Source organism: Chamaesiphon sp. VAR_48_metabat_403, assembly GCF_031422475.1.
Taxonomy (GTDB): Bacteria; Cyanobacteriota; Cyanobacteriia; order Cyanobacteriales; family Chamaesiphonaceae; genus Chamaesiphon.
In genome coordinates this window covers 1-20326 of the sequence record NZ_JANPLS010000243.1, presented here as the reverse complement: position 1 = coordinate 20326, position 20326 = coordinate 1, and the positions used below count along the sequence as shown (strand labels likewise).

Sequence of the window (20326 nt, the reverse complement as noted above, 5' to 3'; positions counted from 1 at the left end):
GAGATCCGAATCCCCCCTGTCTTGTCTCGCTAAACCGTCGGGAAACAAAGGCGTGCGCGAGCCGCTAACCCCCCTTAAAAAGGCTACGGTGTACACACAAGTCTGTTAGACTTCGTTTCGAGATCTGAATCCCCCTGTCTTGTCGTTTTTTTATTCGGGGTTCCCCCCGAATAAAAACGCCGCTATCACTGCCGGGGAACCCGGACAGTGCGCGCATCCGCGCATATTCGGGGAGGGCTGGGGTGGGGTAATTAATTTAAAGCGGCTTTGATTTCAGTCACAGCGCGTTTGATGTCTAGCATCAACATCCCTTGTTTAGCAGACTGATTTGCCAAGACGAGGAAGACAGCATCTTCGCCACAGCCGATCAAAATGCCGTAACCGTCAGCACCTTCTACCATAATTTTTTCGACAGTACCACGGGATAATTCCTTACCGATCCGCTCGCCGAGCGAGAGCATCGCCGCAGACATCGCCGAAGTCCGTTCTTCATCCATTGCACTGGGAAGGCTAGAAGCTAGGGGTAAGCCATCGTGAGATACCAAGGCTGCGCCTTGAACATCTGCCGTTCCCGATACAAAGTTCTGTAAAATTCCACCAATTGCACTTGCGCCCATGATTTTCCGATTGTGATTGAGTAAGTTAACTTGAAAATAGATGGTTGAATAATGCTGGCATTATTCACAGAGTGGTAAATTCAAATACGTCGTGAGTACCACCGCGTAAAACGGACTCGGTATGCACGCCACGTAATTTTTTACCAGTGATTTCGCTCATTGCGCCCCAAACTGCACCCATCGTAAAAGTACATTTACGATCGGAGCCTTGAGGTTCGCCAGCCGAGCAAACAGTTTCCGAGCAATAAACTTTAATAACTTCGCCTTCTTGGACGATTTTATCGACAGCAGTTAGGTGGGTACCATTAGCCCCAACTGCTTCGTTTAATTGAGCGGCAATTGACGTAAAATCGGCAGTAGAACCGGACAAACCCAAGCTTTTAGCTACATTTTTGCCACGTTCGCGTCCAGCCGCAATTAAGGCAATTGCGGTTGCTTTTTCGCCCAGAGCTTCTTCCATCCCAGTGATGACAGCTTTGAAACAAACGATGCTGCTGAATTGTCCTAATGTAGGACGGCTGGTGAGTGCGTTAGACATAATTAATAACTTTGGTAGAGAATAGATAAGAAATTGAAACGAGTTAAATCTAGGCTCTCAGATTGACAGTTCTGGCAGCAATTTAACAAAAAATTTGATTTGCCTCTCTAGTTAGCTTTCCCATGAAAATAGTACTTACTAACATTTAACAAAAAATTAGTGCCAACTAGAATAACTCGCCAACATGTCATAAATATGTAGCGATCGCACTAGCATATACATGTCAATATATATCTTGAAAAAATCGGTAATTATGCTTGTCACACTTGCCGCATCCCGGCAACCGCCTCTAAATTTATCCGATCGATATTAATCGATAACACTAAATTCAAATACATCATGAGTGCCACCGCGTAAGATTGACTCAGTATGCGTACCGCGTAATTTATTACCAGTGATTTCGCTCATTGCGCCCCAAACTGCACCCATTGTAAAAGTACATTTGCGATCGGAACCCTGAGGTTCGCCAGCCGAACAGACGGTTTCCGAACAATAAACTTTAATGAGTTCGCCTTCTTGGACGATCTTTTCGATCGCTGTTAAGCGAGTACCTTCTAAACCAACTGCGGCATTTAATTGGCTGGCGATCGAGGTAAAATCGGCAGTAGAATTAGATAAACCTAGCGTTTTAGCTAGGCTTTTACCGCGCGCGCGTCCGGCGGCAATTAAGGCGATTGCTGTGGCTTTTTCGCCCAGAGCTTCTTCCATCCCAGTGATGACAGATTTGAAGCAAACAACACTACTGAATCCGCCCAAGGTTTGACGGTTAGAAATTGAATTAGGCACGATCGATAACTCCGTTGTGGATGGTAGGTAAAACTGTGAAGTGACTAGTCGATCTATGCTCCAACCAGAGCAGTCTGAATCGAGGACTGGCAACCAGATCGATCTCGATCGAAATTGGTATACCCTAGATTGTCCCAGTGCTATTGTTCCCACGAATCGATCTAATCGATCGACGATCTAAAAATTTTCAGATGTATTATCGAACGCAACTAACTCAAGTTGTCAAGTAGCATTTATCTACAGATGTAGCAATTACCCGATCTCAGGTGCAATCGGGCTATAATACTCTGAATTTATCGATCGCCTAGTTATGACTAAATATGTATTATGGGGTAGTTGCTGTGAAGATGTCGTTACCAAGCGATCGCCCTTTCGAGAGGAACATTTAGCTGGACTAGCGCAACAAAAAGCCGATGGGATCTTAGTCACGATCGGCCCGACTCAAGATCTGACCAAAGTTTTTGGCATCTATGAAGCCACTGATGCCGCCCAAGTCCGCCACCTGATTGAATCCGATCCTTACTGGGTAAACGGCATTTGGACGGAATATGAGGTTAAGGAGTGGATTCAGGCGATCTGAGATGGGAGCGGGGAGTGGGGCGCGGGGAGCGGGGAGTAAAGAGTTGGGCGTTATGAAATGGGAACATTTCTGGCGGGATTCGATCGAAATAACTATCCACTATCCACTTAAATAAAGAGCTGGGTACTATATCAATAAGAAAGTACTGGTTCGATCGAGAAGATCGGAAACATTGACAATACTCTTTACTCCCATCTCCCATCTCCCATCTCCCCGCTCCCCCCTTTGATATAATCGACTACATAACCCTAGATTTTACGGAAGCAACATTACCATGACTATTCGCCGCCAGTATAGTTTGCCAAACTGTACCCTCGTTTTAGACGGGTTCAGTGATAGCAACTCCACCACTGGCATCCCCGACTCTCGCCCGGTTATGTCCAGTTTATTTAATGCTGAATGTCACTTTGTCGGGTGCGAACAGCCATTATTGGGCGGACGCGATTTTCTGACTAGTTTGGTTACGACAGTTAGTAACTATGCCCAAGAATTTTTAAGTGGCATTCCCCGTCCTGCTGTAGCACAACCAGCTCCTGGTTTAGTCTCGTTAGTTAAAGGCGATCGCGACAATATCCATCAGCTTCAAGCGACGATCGATCCCAGCAACGATCCTAAGGGAATAGAGTCCCACTCGGCTGGTAAACCCACGCAGGTAAATTTATCTACAATTCAGCTTTTCGATCTCTTAGAAGCGATCGATCAATTTTTGGCAGACAAACGCACGTTGCCAGATATTATGATTCCGCTCCAACCTATTCGCAAAGCCATCGCCCAGCCAATCGCCGCACAGGCTGTGCCGTTAGGCTTGGGATTTGCGAGTTTGGTGGCGGCAAGTCTGATCGGCTACGCGCTCCCCTTTCAGCAAGTCCCCCCGCCCAAATCGAGCGTCCAGACTACCACCGCGCCAACTAAGCCCGCAGCGGCACCAACCACCGCACCCACAGCTAGTCCCCAGCCAGCAGCGACGACAACACCCGCGCCGACTAGTGCCGCACCCAGTAAAACTGGCAAAATTACCGAAGCCACCCAAATTGGTTTTCTCGAACGTAAATTACAACGAGATCTCCGCCAAAATTGGCAGGGCAGCAGTCAAATTAAGCAAGTCGCTAATTTTCAGGTAAATGTCAACCAAGACGGTCAGATCGTCAGTTATCAGTCCGCAGGGACGACAACTGCTACCCAGTCTAATCTGACTCCTTTAGCCAAACTCGCCATCAAAAATCCCGATGCCAATCAAGCGATCGGTAATTTTAATGTCGCCTTCAATCCGACAGGTTCGATCGACATTAAACCCTCTGTACCATTAGAGGGGACGATGAATTTAGGTAAAGCCATTGCCGATCCTCAATTGCAAACAACTTTAGCCGAGCAACTCAAAACCACCCTCCAAAAATCCTTAACTAGCACTAAACCGATCGATACTCAAAATCTCGACTATCGCGTCGCCGTTACCACCACTGGCGAAATTGCCGATTACGAGCCGACAGATCGCCGTGCTTATGACAACGAACCCAAAACACCCCTACCCAAATTAGCCAAATTTAACGCCCAAGCCGCAATTTCGCAAGAGCCACTAGCTCAATACAAAGTCACATTTCAACCCGACGGCAAAATTATCGTCGCACCAAAATAAACTGCGCTAAAGTGCAGATATATTGCGCTGTATGCGGTTGACAGCCTCAGTCAGGACTGCCAGAATAGAAGTTATATGGGCAAACTTACTCCATCATTAACTAAATCGAGATTTTGGCAGTTAGTACCTTATACCCTGCTGGGTACGAGTTTGTTTGCATGGGTATCTAGTGCCCATCTCGATCGATTCCTCTCTGTCTATTTAGTCTTACTCGCCGCACAATCGGGCACTGTAGGTATCTACTTGCTCGTGGGTTGGCTCAAATCGAGAAATCGTTAGCATTTATAGCCAATTACTTTCCTATCCTGGAGCGGATGACTGATGCGGAACCGAACAGCAGCAATATTAATTTGTTTTTTTGGCGGTTATTTTGGCGTTCATAAATTTTACTTAGGTCAAGTTACCTGGGGGATAATCTATTTGATTTTTTGCTGGACTTGCATCCCCGCACTAGTTTCTTTCTTTGAATTCTTGGGTCTGTGTTTTATGTCCGATCGTCAGTTTGACGCTCAATTTAACTACGATACCAACCCAAATCTACTCGATCGCGGTACCAGTTATCCAGTTTCACCATCAAACCGATCGAAAACCGAAGCTACTGCTACTTTATACGAACTCAAAAAGTTATATGAAGACGGCATCATCACCGCCGAAGAATACGAAGCCAAACGTCGCAAAATGTTAGAAGATATTTAATTTAGACTTTAGGTTTTAGGTTTTAGGTTTTGGAACTGCGTTCCATGTTTTAAAAACGGTTGTACTCCTTACTCCCCATCCCGTCTGCATCTAAAATTCAGCTTATGTCTAATGCAGCTTTAAAAAGAATTCCCGATTGGATTTGGTGGTCTTTGTGCCCGGTATTTGGAGCTTTGACAATTGCTTATGCTGGCTATTTGACAAAGACAGATAAATGGTTGCAAATCGGTGGCGTGATGGGTGCGATCGTCTTATTAGCCTCGATGTCTGGACAATCGTGGTTGGTAATGTTGGCAATACCGATTCAATTTGGCATCGCGATGAGTATTAAGAATCCGTTCTTAATTAAAAGCGCGCCGCGAGGGGCAATTTTGCCAACAGATCGCCAAACAGCCGAATTAATTGCTAATGTTCGGGGTAAAGTCGATGTTAATAAATGCTCGAAAGATGAACTGGTACACATATTGGGTCTACCGATCGTCTATGCTAATAATATCGAATTAATTAAAGCTGAAGGGTATATGTTTACCCATTTAGAAGAACTTACCCAATTGGCAGATGTGCCCGAAAAATATTGCGAAGCGATCGAACCAATGATTGCTTTTAATTATTATGAAAAAGATGACGACCCGATCGATTGGCAACGCTTAAATATTCTACCGATGTCCGAATTAGTCGAATTGGGACTCGATCGAGATAGTGCTAATACCATCTGTGAAGAACGGAAATTACACGGAAATTATCGCTCTCTAGTCGAAGTCAAACGCCGCACGGGATTACCGATCGCTGTTTACAAACATTTGCTTTAATTGCTGCTGACGTTTTAACCACTTCGAGATGACTAGCCTGGTGCGTTACCCTGCGGGATAACACACCCTACTATCGTTCCTAAGCTTGCGTGTAATCTTAACGACGATCGCCAGATGTAAGTTAATCTATTCTGTGCCGATCGATTTCCCGCACGATCTCAACTACCCGATCGATTCCATCCTCGGCTTGAATTTTTGCCCCCAAATCTGCCGCCCGCTGGCGCATGACTGGATCTGTCACCATTCGATCGATCGCTTGTGCCAAATTTTCTACCGTTAATTGCTTGCGGGGAATCGGTGCCATTCCCACCCCCAAATCGGCAATCCGTTGCCCCCAAAACGGCTGATCGGCAAAAAATGGAATTGCGATCGAAGGTACACCCGCTCTCAAACCTGCCGCCGTCGTCCCCGCACCACCATGATGCACTACTGCCGCCATCCGGGGGAATAACCAGCTATGAGGCACCGAATTTATCATTAAAATATTATCTGGCACGTCAGCCTTGCTTAAACTACCCCAGCCAGCTTGCAAAACAGCACGTTGCCCAGTGCGATTTATTGCCTGTAGTACTAAATCTGCGGTTTCTTCTGGCTTGCGACTGCCCATGCTACCAAAGCCGATATATACTGGCGGCGCACCATTTTGCAGAAATTTTACTAAGTCTGCGGGTGGAGTCCAATCGCTAGCATCCAAAAACCAATCGCCCACAATCTCGGTTTTGTGCCAATCTACAGGCTTAGGAATGATAGATGGACTGAAACCATAAACAGTAGGGTATCGATGCATTACAGCCGATTTATACGGCCCCCAGAAGGATCTTGCGGGGAGGTTTAATACTTGCTCTCTAGCAATCCGATCGGCGGTGCGAAACCCTTGCCACATTATTTGCCGTAACAGCAGGTGCGATAACCAATTAAAAGTACCCCCAAGTTTAGTCAGCGACTGAGGAAACAAGATGCCAGGGAACGATCGCGTCGGCGTAAACGGAAACAAAAAAGCCGGAAGTAAAGGAATTTGTAATTTCTCCGCCAGCGAAACCGCGATGTTTAATCCACCCACTCCCACCACAATTAAATCCACACCCTGACATGCTGCGAACCCCGCCTGCATCCAGTCGATCGCGACCGATCGAGCGAGTTTAGAGGTATGTTTGTTAATTGCCAGGAAATTACCTTTTTCTAATAAAGCACGCATTTCTGGCGACTCGACAATTTCTTGGACGTTCCCTTTGACTGGATAAAATTCTAAGCTGTGGGTTGTGACTAACCGTTCAAAGTTAATATGAGTCATCACGCGGACGTGATGCCCTGCTGCTTGTAATCCTTTACCCAGCGCAACATAAGGCTGCACGTCACCTTGAGAGCCAAGCGCGATCGCCAAAATTTGCATCAGTAACTCCACCTTAATACGTCGAAATTAAAATGACATTATTGTCAATTTGATATTAACGTCAATTTAGTTCGATCGTCAAATCAGCATGAGTAAAGATTCCCGACTTTTTGAAAAAGTCAGGGATCTGGGCACCACCTAATTGTTATATGGTGGCGATCGCACGTAAAATATGATGGCTTTGCAGTAGGCTAAAGGATATCAAACACAATGCAGCCATCGCGACGAGCATCGATCGGGCTAGAAAAACGAGAACGCACTCGATCGAATTTAATCGCCGCCGCCTATCGGGTATTTGCCCGTAAAGAAGCCGATGCAGTGACGATCGACGATATTATCGCCGAAGCCGCCGTGGCGCGGGGTACATTTTATAACTATTTCCAAACGCGAGAAGAAGTCCTCACCGCCGTTGCCGTCGCTCTCAGCGATGAAATGAACCATAGTCTGTGGGCGCAATCTGCCCAGATTGAAGATCCTGCCACACGGATGTCGATCGCGATTCGGCAATTTCTACATCAAGCCATCCGCGATTCTACTTGGGGCTGGGTCATAGTTAGAAGCGGCTTGGTGGCAGCCCCATTGAGCCAAACGATAAAAACAGGAGTAACGACCGATTTAGAGGCTGGGCTGCGATTAGGGCGGTTTCAGGTGACAAATAAACAAGCCGCGATCGATCTGATTTTGGGTACGGGATTGATGGCAATGCGAACTATTCTGGGCGGACATTCAGAGCCAGATTATCCTGAGCAAATTACCGAACTGATATTGAAGACATTAGGAGTTGAAGAGCAGGAAGCTCACTCGATCGCGTTTCAAATTTTGGAACCGTTATCAGTTAACAGAATTTAGCGACTTTCTCAATCAAATTTAATTGCGTCTAATGAATCGATTAACAGTACTATTTCGGCGTTCGTTCGCGGCGATTAATACTGAAGTCTAGTCGGGTTTTTAGTGTACAAAAGTTGATGTCTTTCGGATGCTTCCGCCCACGATCGCGGCATTCGGTATTGTTGTAAAATAATGTCATCGATCGCCGATCGGACTTGATGGGCGCAAGTCTCAAAATTCACTTTGCCAACACCAGTTCCCAACCCAGGAAATGCGATCGTTTTAATCCAATCGACTCCCAGAATATTATAAACAGACTAGGAGCGCACGATCGAATCCCCATTCACTAAACTACCAAGAAATCGCACCATCTTCGTTGAAGAAACCACCATTAGAGCCATCATTTGATAAGGTTTCAAGTTTGTCCCCATCGATGCCGATGGGGGTGTTGCGGCTCAATCTGTCGCTTCGCTATTGGCAATTCGATCTCACTAGTGCTACTTCAAAGCTGGTAGCTCCTTAATCGTGACTTGACGGGTGGGAATTTCGATATTAGCCACAAATCGCTTATTCCCTGATGTATAAATTACCAAGCGACGATCGATACCTTTGGGGTAGACTAGTAATATCTTATCGATATCCTTAATAATTTCGGTGTAATTTGCCCCAGAAACATCGGAGATACCGATTTGCTTACGATCGAGATCGTTAAGTATTTTATCGCTATTTGTGTCGGCGATCGCCCGAACGTGCCATAAAGCTTTGACAGTCTTAATCCAATTCGCCCGCGTCGGATCTGGATTTGACTTATCTAGTGGTGCGGTTTCGCCAATTTGCTCTAAACTCAGCAGGCGCGAACTATTATTTGTCAATAATTTACTCGCAGAGAGGTTATCCCGATGGACGAACATATAGTTCCGAATGTCCGTACCATATTCATTTCCTTTACCAGATTCGTAGCTACCAGATTTTATCTGTTTGATGATACTGCGCTGCTCTTCTGTTGCTACGTAAATCGGTGCATATAGATAAGGTGTCCCATTAATTTGCTGGAATTGCGTCATCCAGACTTCTTTAGGTGCGGGTAATGGAGTCGGAGTATCATTTACCGCGACTTGAGGGCTGGTAGTCGAGGCGATGGGTATCGTCTTACTATTACAACTTGCTAACGCGGCTACTACGCCTATCACACCAACTAATTTCCACAATTGCTCGGACATAAACTCACTCTCACCACATAAATTAGACTTGTTGAGTATGCCTACAATTAGATACTCCTCGATTCCGGTGTAAGCTCAAAACCTAACACATAAAGCCTAAAGCCTAGTAACACTAGCACAAAAATACCACAAGCGACCCAAAACTCTATATCATGGAGTGTAGGTAAAACCCATTGGGCGATCGAACGTGATTCCTTTACAATTATCTCTCAAGAATTTTCTTAGTTATACCGAAGCCAGTCTGGACTTTACGGGGCTGCATACCGCCTGTATTTGCGGTGCTAATGGGGCGGGGAAGTCGTCACTATTAGAGGGGATTACCTGGGCGATTTGGGGCGAATGTCGGGCGGTAAGCGCGGATGATGCCATTAGCAATGGGGCGATGGATGTCCGGGTAGATTTTACCTTTGGGATGCATGGCGAAACTTGTCGGATCATTCGGAGTCGTCAGCGCGATGGGAATGGGGCGTTGGAGTTTCAGATTCAGACGAGTGGGGGACAATTTCGGACGCTCTCGCAAAAGAATGCCCGTTCTACGCAAGCGTTAATTGATGATTATCTCAAAATTGATTACGAAACTTTTATTAATTCTGCATATTTACGTCAGGGTAAGGCTGATGAATTTATGCGGAAAAAGCCCGCAGAACGCAAACAGATTTTAGCAGATTTATTGAAGCTCGATCGCTACGAGCAATTAGCCGATCGGGCGAAGGAGTCGGCGAAGCAGTATAAGGTACAAGTGGAAGTATTGACAGAAACTTTAGCAGCCGATTTGTTAAGGTTGCAAGAGATCGATGGGATTACTCAGCAGCGAGATGCGGCGAAGTTAGAGATCGATCGATTGCAGCAGGTTCAAACCAGTGAGGAGCAGGAATTAGAAGGTTTTAAAACAATCGCCAGACAGCGAGAAACTTGGCAACAACAATTAGCATGGGAGCAAAAACGCGATCGCGAATTACTTCAAGCCGCCGCCCAAACCCAAGCCGATCTTCAGATCTTAACTACAGACAAAAATCGCCTGGACGAGCTGCTAATTCGATCGGATGAAATTTCGATCGCCTATCAAGCTTATCTCGATTTACAACAGCAGTTAGAAGTCTTAGACCGTCAATTTAATCTTCACCAGCAAGCTCAACTCGATCGGCAAAAGATAAGTCAGCAATTAGCCAGCCAAACGCAAGCACTACAATTAACTTTAGGTCAAAATCAAGCACAACTAGCTTTAATCGATCGCCAACAAAGCGAATTAATCGATATTTTAGCAACCGTCGGCGATGTGACTAAAGGTGCGGCTCAATTGCAAATATGTCGTCAGCAATTGGCAGAATTAGATCGCCTGCAAATAGAAGTATTACCCCTCCAGCAACAGCAAGTATTATTAACAGGCGATCTCGATCGTCAGACTGCTAAAATTCAAGCTAAGTTAACCGAACTAATTCGCCGCGAACGACAGGTATCGATCGAGACAGCAGAACGATTGCCATTAGTCAATCGACTGGCTTTATTAGATACTAACATTGCCGAATTAGACTGTAAAAAAGTCTATCAAAAGCACGTCGAAACAAAAGGTCTCAATAAGAAAGAAAATATCCAAAGACTGGAAGCAGATACTCGTAATTATCAGCGACAATTAACCGAACTCGATCGCAAGCTAGTTTTATTAGAAACTCCCGATGCTAGCTGTCCGTTGTGCGATCGACCTTTAGATGAAAGTCATTGGGAGCACGTACTAACTAGTGCTAAAAATGAGCGAGAGCAAATCGAACAGCAAATTTCGGCAACTCAAGAAGAACATTCGCGCTATGTTAAAGAAAAAGAAGATTTATCTATTGAATATAAGCAGTTAAATCGCGATTTGGCTGGCTTAGATAATCTGCGCGAACAAAAAGGAAAACTACAAGCACAATTAGATTCGATCGCGAAACTAGAACTAAGTCTTCAGGAAATGGCTGTCGAAAGATTGCAAATAGAACTTGAGATCGAATCAAAAAGCTATGCAGCCGAATTACAATTACAACTCCAAGATTTAATTGCTAAAATAGCGGCAACTAACTACAGCGAACAAAGCCACGCTCTGGCTAGAGGTGATGTCGATAAATTGCGGTGGGTGGAGATTAAACAAGAAAAAATTAAAGATGCCGAGCGCAAACAGACTCAATTAATTGAACAGAAACAGCAATTAGTCAGCGAAATAGCTAAAATTGAAGCAGAAATAACTCAACTTCAGACTAATTCGGATTTACAAGTAGAACTGCAAACCATAGACAAACAAATTGCCGAACTTAGCTACGATCGCAACTACCACCAGCAAGTTACTAATAACTTACGTCAGTCTCAATCGATTCAACTTCAATATCAAGAAGTTCAGCAAGCCAAACAAACCCAGCCTCAACTATTAGAGCGCATTAACTTATTACAAACTAACGAACTTCAGAATACAACCGATCGGCAAAAATCGCAGCTAGAAATCGAGCGAATTAGCTTAGAAGTTGCCAAAATTCCCAATAATGACGAACGAATATTAGCAGTAGAGCAACAACTAGCCGCCCGCCGCCAACTCTTAGATAACCAACTCTCAAATCTCGGTAGCCTCGATCGGCAAATTACCCAACTTAACGATATTAAAGAGCAACTGCGATCGCAACAGCAGCAACTCGATAACTACAAACAACAGCAAAAAATCTACGACGAACTCGGCAAAGCCTTCGGTAAAAATGGCATTCAAGCTCTAGTGATCGAGAATATTCTGCCCCAACTCGAAGCAGAAAGCAATCAAATTTTATCTAAACTTAGCAGCAACCAATTCCACGTTCAATTTATTACTCAAAAAGCGACTAAAAGCAGCCGCGTTAAAAAAGCCAGCGTTAAAAGTGCTAAATACATCGATACCTTAGATATAGTTATCGGCGACGCTAATGGCACCAGAGCTTACGAAACTTACTCCGGCGGTGAAGCTTTCCGGATCGACTTTTCAATCCGGCTTGCACTAGCTAAACTGCTATCAAATCGAGCTGGTACTCCCCTCCAAATGCTGATTGTCGATGAAGGGTTTGGCACCCAAGATCGCGAAGGTTGCGATCGATTGATTTCGGCGATTAATGCTATTTCTAGTGACTTTGCCTGCATTCTGACTGTAACTCACATGCCTCAATTTCGCGAAGCCTTTCAAACTAGAATCGAAGTCCAGAAAACTAATAAAGGTTCGCAAATTCAAGTAATTACCTAATCGGATGTTTGGAAAGTCAATTCTTTTAAGCATAAACCCTAGAAATCCCCCTGTCTTGTCTCGCATAATCCGGGAGGAAACCTCCCGGCTGCGAGCCGCTAAATCCCCATTAGAAAGGGGGGACTTTAAAGCCCCCTTTGAAAAGGGGGTTGGGGGATTCAGATCTCGAAACGAAGTCTAGCTGACTTGTATGTATGCCATAGCTTAAAAAAGGGAATTTAGATCTACGATTCATATCAAAAAAACTTTTCAGACATTCTTTCACTTCGATTCAAAATAACCTTGTAAATAACTCAGCATCAATCGCTTAGTTTCAACAACCAAGCGTTCCCCTAAAACCTGCTCCTGACTGAGTGATAACCATAGCAAAGTTCCAATTGCTTTGACTAACGTAAACGAAATTGCCTCATAATCGATAGCCGCTAAACCGGGATGGTATCGAGATAAAGATATTGCCAAAGCTTCAATTAGTCGCGCATCAGCCGCATTTTCAATTTCCTCTAGCTCGGAAATAGTACCTTGTACCTGCATAAAAATTGAATGATAGCCAGGATAGTCGGTAAAAAATTGTGCTGTAGTATCGACAATGCGATCGACATAAGCTGACAGGTTCAAACTTACCATTTCAGTAGCATCTAGTTCCATAAAGCGATGATGCAGTTGCTCTGTATATCGCATCGCCAACGCACCGACAATCGCCCCTTTATCTGGAAAAAACTGGTACAGCGATCCGATCGGTACTTTTGCACCACTCGCGATCGCATTAGTTGTCGTGGCATTGTAACCATCGGCAATAAACAATCGTTCCGCCACATCTAAAATCTGACTTACTCGTTCCTGGCTTCTCGCCTGTCGCGGTTGTCGCCGCATTCCCAACGATTTTACTGAATTTGTAGCCATTTCACCAATAAGCCTCGATCGATATCCGAGTATCACTCACTTTTTACTTGACAAAACATGAATTATACTCATATTCTAAGAAAAGATGATTGATGCTCGTATTTTACCTGAAGTTGACGACCCCTAGACTCATATTTTACTTAATTCCGTGGAGATTTTTGTGATGTCACTTATGAACGCTCTTAATGCTGGTTTACCCTTTGATGCTCACAATCAGCAGCACAGCCATTTTCAAATCGTGCTGATTTTCAAGACATTTTTTGCGATGCTCGCAGGCGATGAGAGCTTAACAACAGTCGGAGAGCTGTCAGATGCCTTGGTAGAAACCCCCGCCTTCGATTTAGCAGCTCGAAAATTACAGCGCGATCCCGCTTGCGCGCGACTGATTCGAGATCGGTATATTCCCGCCAATTACAACCTCGATTTACTGCTAACCTATCCCCCCGATTCACTCGGCTATATCTATGCCTCAACTCTCAAAAATGCCGCATTCAATCCCAATTTACATACAGGGATGAGTGCTGAATCTGAGGCTAAATATGTAGAACTGCGATTGAGTCAAACCCACGATATTTGGCACATAATTACCGGATTCGATACCTCGCCGCTCGGTGAAATTGGCTTACAAGCCGTTCATTTGGCGCAATTTCCCTACCCCCTCGCCACGATGCTGGTTGCCAATAGTTTAATTTCTAGCACCTTATTAGAACCAGAAAGCCTGCCCTCATTGCTTCAGGCGATCTCACGAGGATGGCAGATGGGCGAAACTGCTGGGGCATTGTTCGCACCCAAGTGGGAAGAAGCATGGGATAAGCCACTAGCACAGTGGCGTGCGGAGTTAAATATTCAAGCTATTTAACCCAAGTTGTTAGCAATAACCCCAGCGGTTTCTAACCGCTGAGATGGCAGGTATCTTGACGATCGATCGCGGTACAATAGTCAAATGAGCGAACACGATCGAGCTACATCAGCCGCAGATCCAGCATCTAATCCTGGCATATATATTATCGGTGTCGGCCCTGGCGATCCAGATTTATTGACAATCAAAGGTCAAAGAATCATCGCGACTGCCGAGGTAATTCTCTATGCCGATTCGTTGATTCCCGATCGGATTTTAGCGCACGCCCGCCCCGATGCCGAAATTATTAAAACCAGCGATCGAACGCTCGAACAGATTATCGCAATTATCGTCGATCGAGTCCGATCGGGTTTGACAATCGCCAGATTGCACTCTGGCGATTTGACGCTGTATAGTGCCATTTCCGAACAAATCCACGCGCTCAAAGCTGCAAATATTACCGTCGAATTAGTCCCTGGTATTAGTGCCTTTCAAGCAGCCGCAGCCAAGCTGCAAGTCGAACTCACCGTCCCCGAAATCGTCCAGACAATTATCCTCACCCGTCCGACGGGGAGAGCTTCTGCCGTACCCACTGCTGAGAATTTAGCTAGTTTAGCAGCTCATCGATCGAGTTTATGTCTCTACCTCGCCGCTCGTCACGTTGAGACAGCGCAGGCTCAATTACTCCAGCATTACCCGCCAGAAACGCCTGTAGCCATCTGCTTTCGAGTGGGATGGCCGGATGAACGAATTTTGGTCGTACAGCTCTTGGAGATGGCATTAGTGACTGCTAGGGAAAATCTCGTGCGGACGACGATGTATATTATCAGTCCCGCTCTAATCCAGATAACAGGTGAAGGCACTCAAACCCGATCGCAACTATATCACCCCCAACACCAACATCTATTTCGGAACTAGCCCGCTAACTTACATCTGGCGATTGAGCTTCGTTTGGGCACCACCTGGGGATGAATCCCCAGGCTAGCTACGAAAGTCCACTTGAATGGACTTTCGTATCGAGCACCGCACTTCAGTCGCGGGCGGATGATAAACGTAGCTCATGAATGAGTTCGTTTTCGATCGATAACACTGTCAATTGCATTCTGCCACAAACCCATGACTCGCTCGACACCAAATCGATCGAGAATTTGGGGCGCATTGAGAGCTAATTGCTTGCGTCGGGAGGGGTCGGACATCAGCGCATCTAATTGTGCTGTCAGGGCATCCACATCTTCTGGAGCCACCAATACGCCATCGACCCCATCAACGATAATATCGCGCGGGCCGCTCAGACAGTCTGCCGCCAATACGGGTAAACCACAAGCCATCGCCTCGCACAACGCCATCGGAAAGCCTTCAAAGCGAGATGGCATGACAAATAAATCTGCCTGAGCCAAATACTCTCGCACATTGGTAACTAAACCCGGAAAATGAACGCGATCGGTTAATTTTAGCTGCGATCGTAACTCTTCTAATTCAGCTTGCATCGGCCCTTCCCCTAAAATTGTGAGCTGCCAATCGGGGTATTTAGCTTGGAGTCGCGCGAAAGCTTCGAGCAACAGATCGAAACCTTTCTGAGGATGTAGTCTGCCGATCGCAATCGCGCTGGAGGCAGATAGTAATGACTCTATTGCGTCGATGGGAGCTGGTATGGTGACGGGATTGGGCATGACGATCGCTCGATACCCCTGCGCGGCAGGATAAAATGGCAAAGCATTCTGAGTCAATACCGTAACTAAATCGGCATAGCGATAAGTCCATTTCATTAACAACTGCCAGAGTTTAGTCGCATCGTTAGACCCTGGATAAATATGTTCGCAGACAATTGTTGGGACTTTCAACCCCGCGCAGGCGACGATCGCATACACATTGACCGCATTCATAAAACTAATGACAACATCTGGTTTGCTGGCAATAATTTCTTGTCGCAAGCGGGCAATCCGCTGCCAAGTTTTGGTAATCGCGACGATCGCATTAGCTGAATCTCCCGCCAGTCCCATCGGTCGAAGCTCAATGCGCGGATCTAACGTGTAGAATAATGGCTTAGTCGGTGCGACTAGCATAATTAATGTTACATCCCAGCCCTGACAGACCCAATAGTTGGCAACAATCGAGATTACCCGCTCTGCACCGCCACCACCGAGTCCGTGAATAAATAGAGTAACTTTCATCAATACCGATCGCAATTTAGATAAATAATTAGATCGAGATCCGATTACCTCCGGTACGCTACGCCAACGATTACCTACGGTACGCTACGCGAACGAATCTCTAAATCTGGGGATGGTTGCCATCCGAATATCTATCTTAACAGTTTCTCGATCGAACCCAATTAGTTCCCAGATTTGCACGTAAAATACTTAAATAATTAATTCAGTTTACAATAAATTCGTAAATCAAATATCTACTTTTCATAGTTTACAATCGAGATTATCTGTCAATAATTGATGGCAAGCTAACGGAGCTAACCGGATCGATTATCGCGCATCTACACAAGCAATACATCGATCGTCGTTTGACATGATGAAATCTAGGTGATGCATCCCCACTCGGTTAGAGGACATAGTTCCTAACTCGAATAGATAAGTACCGTCGGCATGAATTCGTGCTTCTCGATATTCATCTGTCGTCAGTAATTCGATCGCGATCGCCGTAACATTATATCCATAAGTTACCTGACAATCTTGAGTAAACCTGATCGGTCGGTTGTCGATTTGTCTCATCCGACCTGCTGGTCTAGAAATCTGGGAATTATTACTGACGATCGGACTCATCGGGTGTTCGATCCAATTACCAACGAGACGATCGGCATAGTACAATTTTAATGAGTTACAAGCATCTCGATCGGTGGGTTCGACACCAACAAATAACCACCACAGACCATTAAAATGCAAAATCGATGCATCTACAAACCGCTGACCGACTAAAATTTCGGTCACAAATTCCCACTCATCTGGAAATTTATTAGCCTTATACAGTCGGACTGAATTCGCTTCACACGATTCAGGAATTAAATACCAATCAGATTCAAATTCAAATACATAAGGATAAGAAAGATGAAAATCTTCTGTTAAAATAATTTTTTGATAATTCCACTTGTATCCATCTTGACTGCGTGCAAAAGCAAGTTCGCCCTTATGCTGTTTGTGATTGAAGACCTCAAAAAACATCAACCATTCATCGCCAACTCGCACCATAAATGGATCGGCGACGAATGATGCTAACGTATCAGTCACATCCGATCTACTGATGACTGGATTTGCGACAACCGTTGTCGGTTTTAAACTTAAAAAATCTCGACCTTCATAAATAGAGATCGACCAATCCATTTGACGATCGACCCAAATTAATCGATTTGCCAGTTTAAATGGTAATAAACCGATCGTGTAATTATAAACAGCTACAATTCTAGATTTTATTTTTGATAACCGCATTTAAATTGTTAGTTGAAAGCTTAGTGAATTTTAACTTAGGGGCTGGCAATTTAATAAACTACCAGTAGGCACAACCTAAACCCATAAATATCTGGGATGTTATTTCCACGCAAGTCCCTTAGAGCTAGATTGCAACTGACGGTTTTTCTGACGGTAAATCGACTTTTCGATCGCATCCGTCCATAGCTCCATGACCCGATCGATCCCAAAGCGATCGATAATTTTAGGTGCATTATGAGCGATGTGCTGCCGTCGGGCGGGATCGGACATCAACGCCGTCAATCCAGCCGCTAGCGCATCGACATCTTCTGGAGCTACCAACACGCCATTAACCCCATCCTCGATGATATCGCGCGGGCCGCTCAAACAGTCGGTAGATAGCACGGGCAAGCCACAAACCATCGCCTCGCATAAAGCCATCGGAAATCCCTCAACGCGAGATGACATCACAAATAAATCGGCTTGTGCCAAGTAATCTCGAACATTAGTAACTGCACCAGGGAGATGAACGCAATCTGTCAATTGCAACTGCGATCGTAACTCTTCTAATTCCGATCGAATCGACCCTTCTCCCAGAATTGTTAATTGCCAATCGGGGTATTGAGGATGAATTTGGTGGAAAGCTCTAAGCAACAAATCGAAGCCCTTACGCGGATCGAGTCTCCCAACGGCGATTAGACTGCAAGCGGGTAATAATCGATCGGTTGTGACTGCTGGAGCTGGTACGAGTGTTGGATTTGGCATCACCATCGTCCGATATCCTGCGGCTGCTGGATAAAATGGCACCGCATTCTGAGTTAAGACGGTGATGAAATCGGCATGGCGATAAGACAATTTCATTAGTAATTTCCAGATTTTATTCGCATCATTAGCTCCTGGATAAGTATGTTCGCTGACAATAGTCGGAATATTTAAGTCCCAACAAGCCAAAATATTATAGACATTAACAGAATTCATAAAACTGATGACTACATCTGGATTGTTAGCAATAATCTCCTCGCGTAATCTCGTCACCCGTCGCCAAGTATTTTGAATGGCGGAAACCCAATTAGTCGAATGCGCTGCCAGCCCTAGCGGCTGAAGCTTAATTTGCGGATCTAATGGATAAAAAGATGGTTTAGTCGCATCGACAAACATAATTAAATTTACTTCCCAACCTTGCCTAGCCCAATGGTTGGCCAGAATCGACATCACGCGTTCTGCGCCACCACCACCTAGCCCATAAATAACTAGCGTAACTTTCATGAATCGTAATATCTAAAACAACAATCAGATATCAATTTGTTAAATTGATATCCAATCTTAATCCAAGCACTTATACAAATCAACGTAAAAAAAGCTACTTATAAGTTAAAGATCGATACATTCACTTAGAAATTAGCGCAGATTCAGATATATGGCTGAGTCCTACTTTGCCAACCTCATCGTGCGGCGAAGTGAGTTAAATCCGGTTTTAGCTTCCCATGTTCGTTCGTTAGCCAAGCGAATTGAATATTCTGGACGATTGGCAAGTTTAGCGATCGGATCGGGAAGATTTAATAAAATATCGTATACTCCTAGCGGTGCCGCTGATGGGATTTTCGATCGAATATCTACCGAAATTGCACCAGCTTCAGGTAACCACAGCCGAGGATCGTAAGTCTTGCTCCCAGGCTTGAGGAGGGGCAGGCGATAGACTTTGCCAGTTTGTTGGTGGCGCAAGATTAGTTCCAGATTGCGGGGATTAAAAGGACTGGCATAACCGACATTTTTAATGACAAAATTCCCGCTTAACTGGCGATTTTGCCGTACTTGCGAGGGGAAATTCGATTTGACTAATTGCAAGCGGTAGCCCAAACTGCGATCGATCCGCGCATAACAGCCTTCCGATTTCCAGCGGTTGAGAGCAGGTTCGTAGAAATTAGCATTTAAATAGCTCCAATGAAACTGGGCTAATTCTGCCTCTGCGGTGGGACAATCGCTGCGATGTTCTGCTGGTCTGACCTGACAGGTTTCGCCGCCAACAACTACATAGGGGGCAATTTTACTAATATAGTTTTTAAGTGTTGGTACATCTGGCTCATAAGTCCCCGCATCAGTGCGACCCGCTAAAAAGCAATCATTTTTAAAGCCGACACGAGCTTGACGAGAGCCACTAAAAGCATCAGCACTCCTAAGCGATTGTGGATAAAACGTCTTAATATCGTTGGCGTACCGAATCTGCACCATCCGGTTGGCTGGCATCGCCGTCAACAGCGCACTTAAAATTTTGGCTTTAGGCTGAGGCCTGTCTAGTTTGCTCCCCGAACTGTGCCACTCGCCCCAAGCACCGATAAACCCCCCTTGTAGGACGGCAATGACATCGGCATTTTGTTGGAGAACGGGTTTGAGCTGCGCGATATGCTCTAGCGTCAGCTCTAGGCTGGCATCTGGAGAGTTAGCAATATTACCTGTGGGAAAGTTATAACTAAATCGCGGGATCGCCTTGATTCCGGCTGCCCGGACTAGTTGAAATTGCCGATTTAATTGGGCTAAAAATTCGGCGGGTAAGGGAGTGTTGCGATATTCATCCAAGCGAATATAAGCTCGCGAGAGGGTATAACCTTTTTGCCGGACATCGCTAAAGTCTCGACCCTTGATTAATTCGATGTCGTTATGAAATCCCCGCTCTGGATTGAGAAATTCTGCCGTTGTCGGTACATAGGTCACAATCGATCCAGCACTGGCTGGTTTAGTCGCAGTCAGGCTCAAATCTGGTGTCGGATGGACCTCACGGGGGGCAATCGAAGCGCGAGCGATTTTGGTTGGCTCATCAACCTTACTCGTACAGCCAAATAGTAACATCGAAATCC

20 protein-coding genes are annotated in these 20326 nt (G+C 45.3%); 9 read left to right on the top strand and 11 right to left on the bottom strand.

Annotated elements, in window-relative coordinates; all coding sequences use genetic code 11:
• Positions 1-251 precede the first annotated feature (251 nt).
• The 3 genes from RMO79_RS11545 to RMO79_RS11535 all read right to left on the bottom strand — a co-directional run bounded on the left by RMO79_RS11545 (position 252) and on the right by RMO79_RS11535 (position 1941).
• On the bottom strand, positions 252-617 hold the full coding sequence (locus RMO79_RS11545) for a roadblock/LC7 domain-containing protein (protein ID WP_310483308.1): 366 nt from the start codon (positions 615-617) through the stop codon (positions 252-254).
• Positions 618-681: 64 nt separating this feature from the next.
• Positions 682-1155, bottom strand: coding sequence for a hydrocarbon-binding protein (locus tag RMO79_RS11540; RefSeq protein WP_310483307.1), 474 nt, complete (start codon positions 1153-1155; stop codon positions 682-684).
• Positions 1156-1464: 309 nt separating this feature from the next.
• Complete coding sequence (locus tag RMO79_RS11535) at positions 1465-1941, bottom strand: hydrocarbon-binding protein (RefSeq protein WP_310483306.1); 477 nt, start codon at positions 1939-1941, stop codon at positions 1465-1467.
• Between the two features lie 310 nt (positions 1942-2251).
• Between RMO79_RS11535 and RMO79_RS11530 the strand changes: the two genes are divergently transcribed.
• The 5 genes from RMO79_RS11530 (at position 2252) to RMO79_RS11510 (ending at position 5659) form a co-directional block, all read left to right on the top strand.
• A complete protein-coding gene (locus tag RMO79_RS11530; protein WP_310483305.1) occupies positions 2252-2521 on the top strand; it encodes a YciI family protein in 270 nt (89 codons plus the stop codon).
• A gap of 274 nt (positions 2522-2795) precedes the next feature.
• Entirely contained in the window at positions 2796-4154 is a 1359-nt protein-coding gene (locus tag RMO79_RS11525; protein ID WP_310483304.1) for a DUF4335 domain-containing protein, read from the top strand.
• Positions 4155-4229: 75 nt separating this feature from the next.
• Entirely contained in the window at positions 4230-4433 is a 204-nt protein-coding gene (locus RMO79_RS11520; protein WP_310483303.1) for a hypothetical protein, read from the top strand.
• Positions 4434-4475: 42 nt separating this feature from the next.
• Positions 4476-4850, top strand: a complete 375-nt coding sequence (locus RMO79_RS11515; RefSeq protein WP_310483302.1) for an NINE protein — start codon at positions 4476-4478, stop codon at positions 4848-4850.
• 104 nt (positions 4851-4954) lie between these two features.
• The gene (locus tag RMO79_RS11510; protein ID WP_310483301.1) at positions 4955-5659 is read left to right on the top strand and encodes a helix-hairpin-helix domain-containing protein; all 705 of its coding nucleotides are present in this window, start codon (positions 4955-4957) and stop codon (positions 5657-5659) included.
• 121 nt (positions 5660-5780) lie between these two features.
• Here the strand turns inward: RMO79_RS11510 and RMO79_RS11505 are convergent, their stop codons facing one another.
• The gene (locus RMO79_RS11505) at positions 5781-7049 is read right to left on the bottom strand and encodes a glycosyltransferase (RefSeq protein WP_310483300.1); all 1269 of its coding nucleotides are present in this window, start codon (positions 7047-7049) and stop codon (positions 5781-5783) included.
• A 210-nt stretch (positions 7050-7259) separates the two neighbouring features.
• Here RMO79_RS11505 and RMO79_RS11500 point away from each other — a divergent pair, with 210 nt between their 5' ends.
• Positions 7260-7898: a helix-turn-helix domain-containing protein gene (locus RMO79_RS11500; protein ID WP_310483299.1), complete on the top strand. Its 639-nt coding sequence runs from the start codon at positions 7260-7262 to the stop codon at positions 7896-7898.
• A 74-nt stretch (positions 7899-7972) separates the two neighbouring features.
• On the opposite strand, the gene RMO79_RS11495 is transcribed toward RMO79_RS11500, so the two are convergent.
• Together RMO79_RS11495 and RMO79_RS11490 are read right to left on the bottom strand one after the other, a co-directional pair.
• A complete protein-coding gene (locus RMO79_RS11495) occupies positions 7973-8119 on the bottom strand; it encodes a hypothetical protein (protein ID WP_310483298.1) in 147 nt (48 codons plus the stop codon).
• Between the two features lie 255 nt (positions 8120-8374).
• On the bottom strand, positions 8375-9097 hold the full coding sequence (locus RMO79_RS11490; protein WP_310483297.1) for a hypothetical protein: 723 nt from the start codon (positions 9095-9097) through the stop codon (positions 8375-8377).
• A gap of 187 nt (positions 9098-9284) precedes the next feature.
• On the opposite strand from RMO79_RS11490, the gene sbcC reads away from it, so the two are divergent.
• Positions 9285-12323 (top strand): exonuclease subunit SbcC, encoded by a 3039-nt coding sequence (gene sbcC / locus RMO79_RS11485; RefSeq protein ID WP_310483296.1) that lies wholly within the window; start codon positions 9285-9287, stop codon positions 12321-12323.
• 261 nt (positions 12324-12584) lie between these two features.
• Here the strand turns inward: sbcC and RMO79_RS11480 are convergent, their stop codons facing one another.
• The gene (locus RMO79_RS11480) at positions 12585-13223 is read right to left on the bottom strand and encodes a TetR/AcrR family transcriptional regulator (RefSeq protein ID WP_310483295.1); all 639 of its coding nucleotides are present in this window, start codon (positions 13221-13223) and stop codon (positions 12585-12587) included.
• Between the two features lie 163 nt (positions 13224-13386).
• On the opposite strand from RMO79_RS11480, the gene RMO79_RS11475 reads away from it, so the two are divergent.
• Both RMO79_RS11475 and cobM read left to right on the top strand, forming a co-directional pair.
• The gene (locus RMO79_RS11475) at positions 13387-14082 is read left to right on the top strand and encodes a Coq4 family protein (RefSeq protein WP_310483294.1); all 696 of its coding nucleotides are present in this window, start codon (positions 13387-13389) and stop codon (positions 14080-14082) included.
• Between the two features lie 84 nt (positions 14083-14166).
• On the top strand, positions 14167-14979 hold the full coding sequence (gene cobM, locus RMO79_RS11470; protein WP_310483293.1) for a precorrin-4 C(11)-methyltransferase: 813 nt from the start codon (positions 14167-14169) through the stop codon (positions 14977-14979).
• A 140-nt stretch (positions 14980-15119) separates the two neighbouring features.
• Here cobM and RMO79_RS11465 read toward each other — a convergent pair whose 3' ends face one another.
• The 4 genes from RMO79_RS11465 to RMO79_RS11450 all read right to left on the bottom strand — a co-directional run.
• Positions 15120-16232: a glycosyltransferase family 4 protein gene (locus tag RMO79_RS11465; RefSeq protein ID WP_310483292.1), complete on the bottom strand. Its 1113-nt coding sequence runs from the start codon at positions 16230-16232 to the stop codon at positions 15120-15122.
• A gap of 306 nt (positions 16233-16538) precedes the next feature.
• Positions 16539-17495 (bottom strand): hypothetical protein, encoded by a 957-nt coding sequence (locus RMO79_RS11460; protein ID WP_310483291.1) that lies wholly within the window; start codon positions 17493-17495, stop codon positions 16539-16541.
• Positions 17496-17594: 99 nt separating this feature from the next.
• A complete protein-coding gene (locus RMO79_RS11455; protein ID WP_310483290.1) occupies positions 17595-18740 on the bottom strand; it encodes a glycosyltransferase family 4 protein in 1146 nt (381 codons plus the stop codon).
• A gap of 162 nt (positions 18741-18902) precedes the next feature.
• On the bottom strand, positions 18903-20326 hold a 1424-nt coding region (locus RMO79_RS11450), incomplete at its 5' end, for a DUF4832 domain-containing protein (RefSeq protein WP_310483289.1).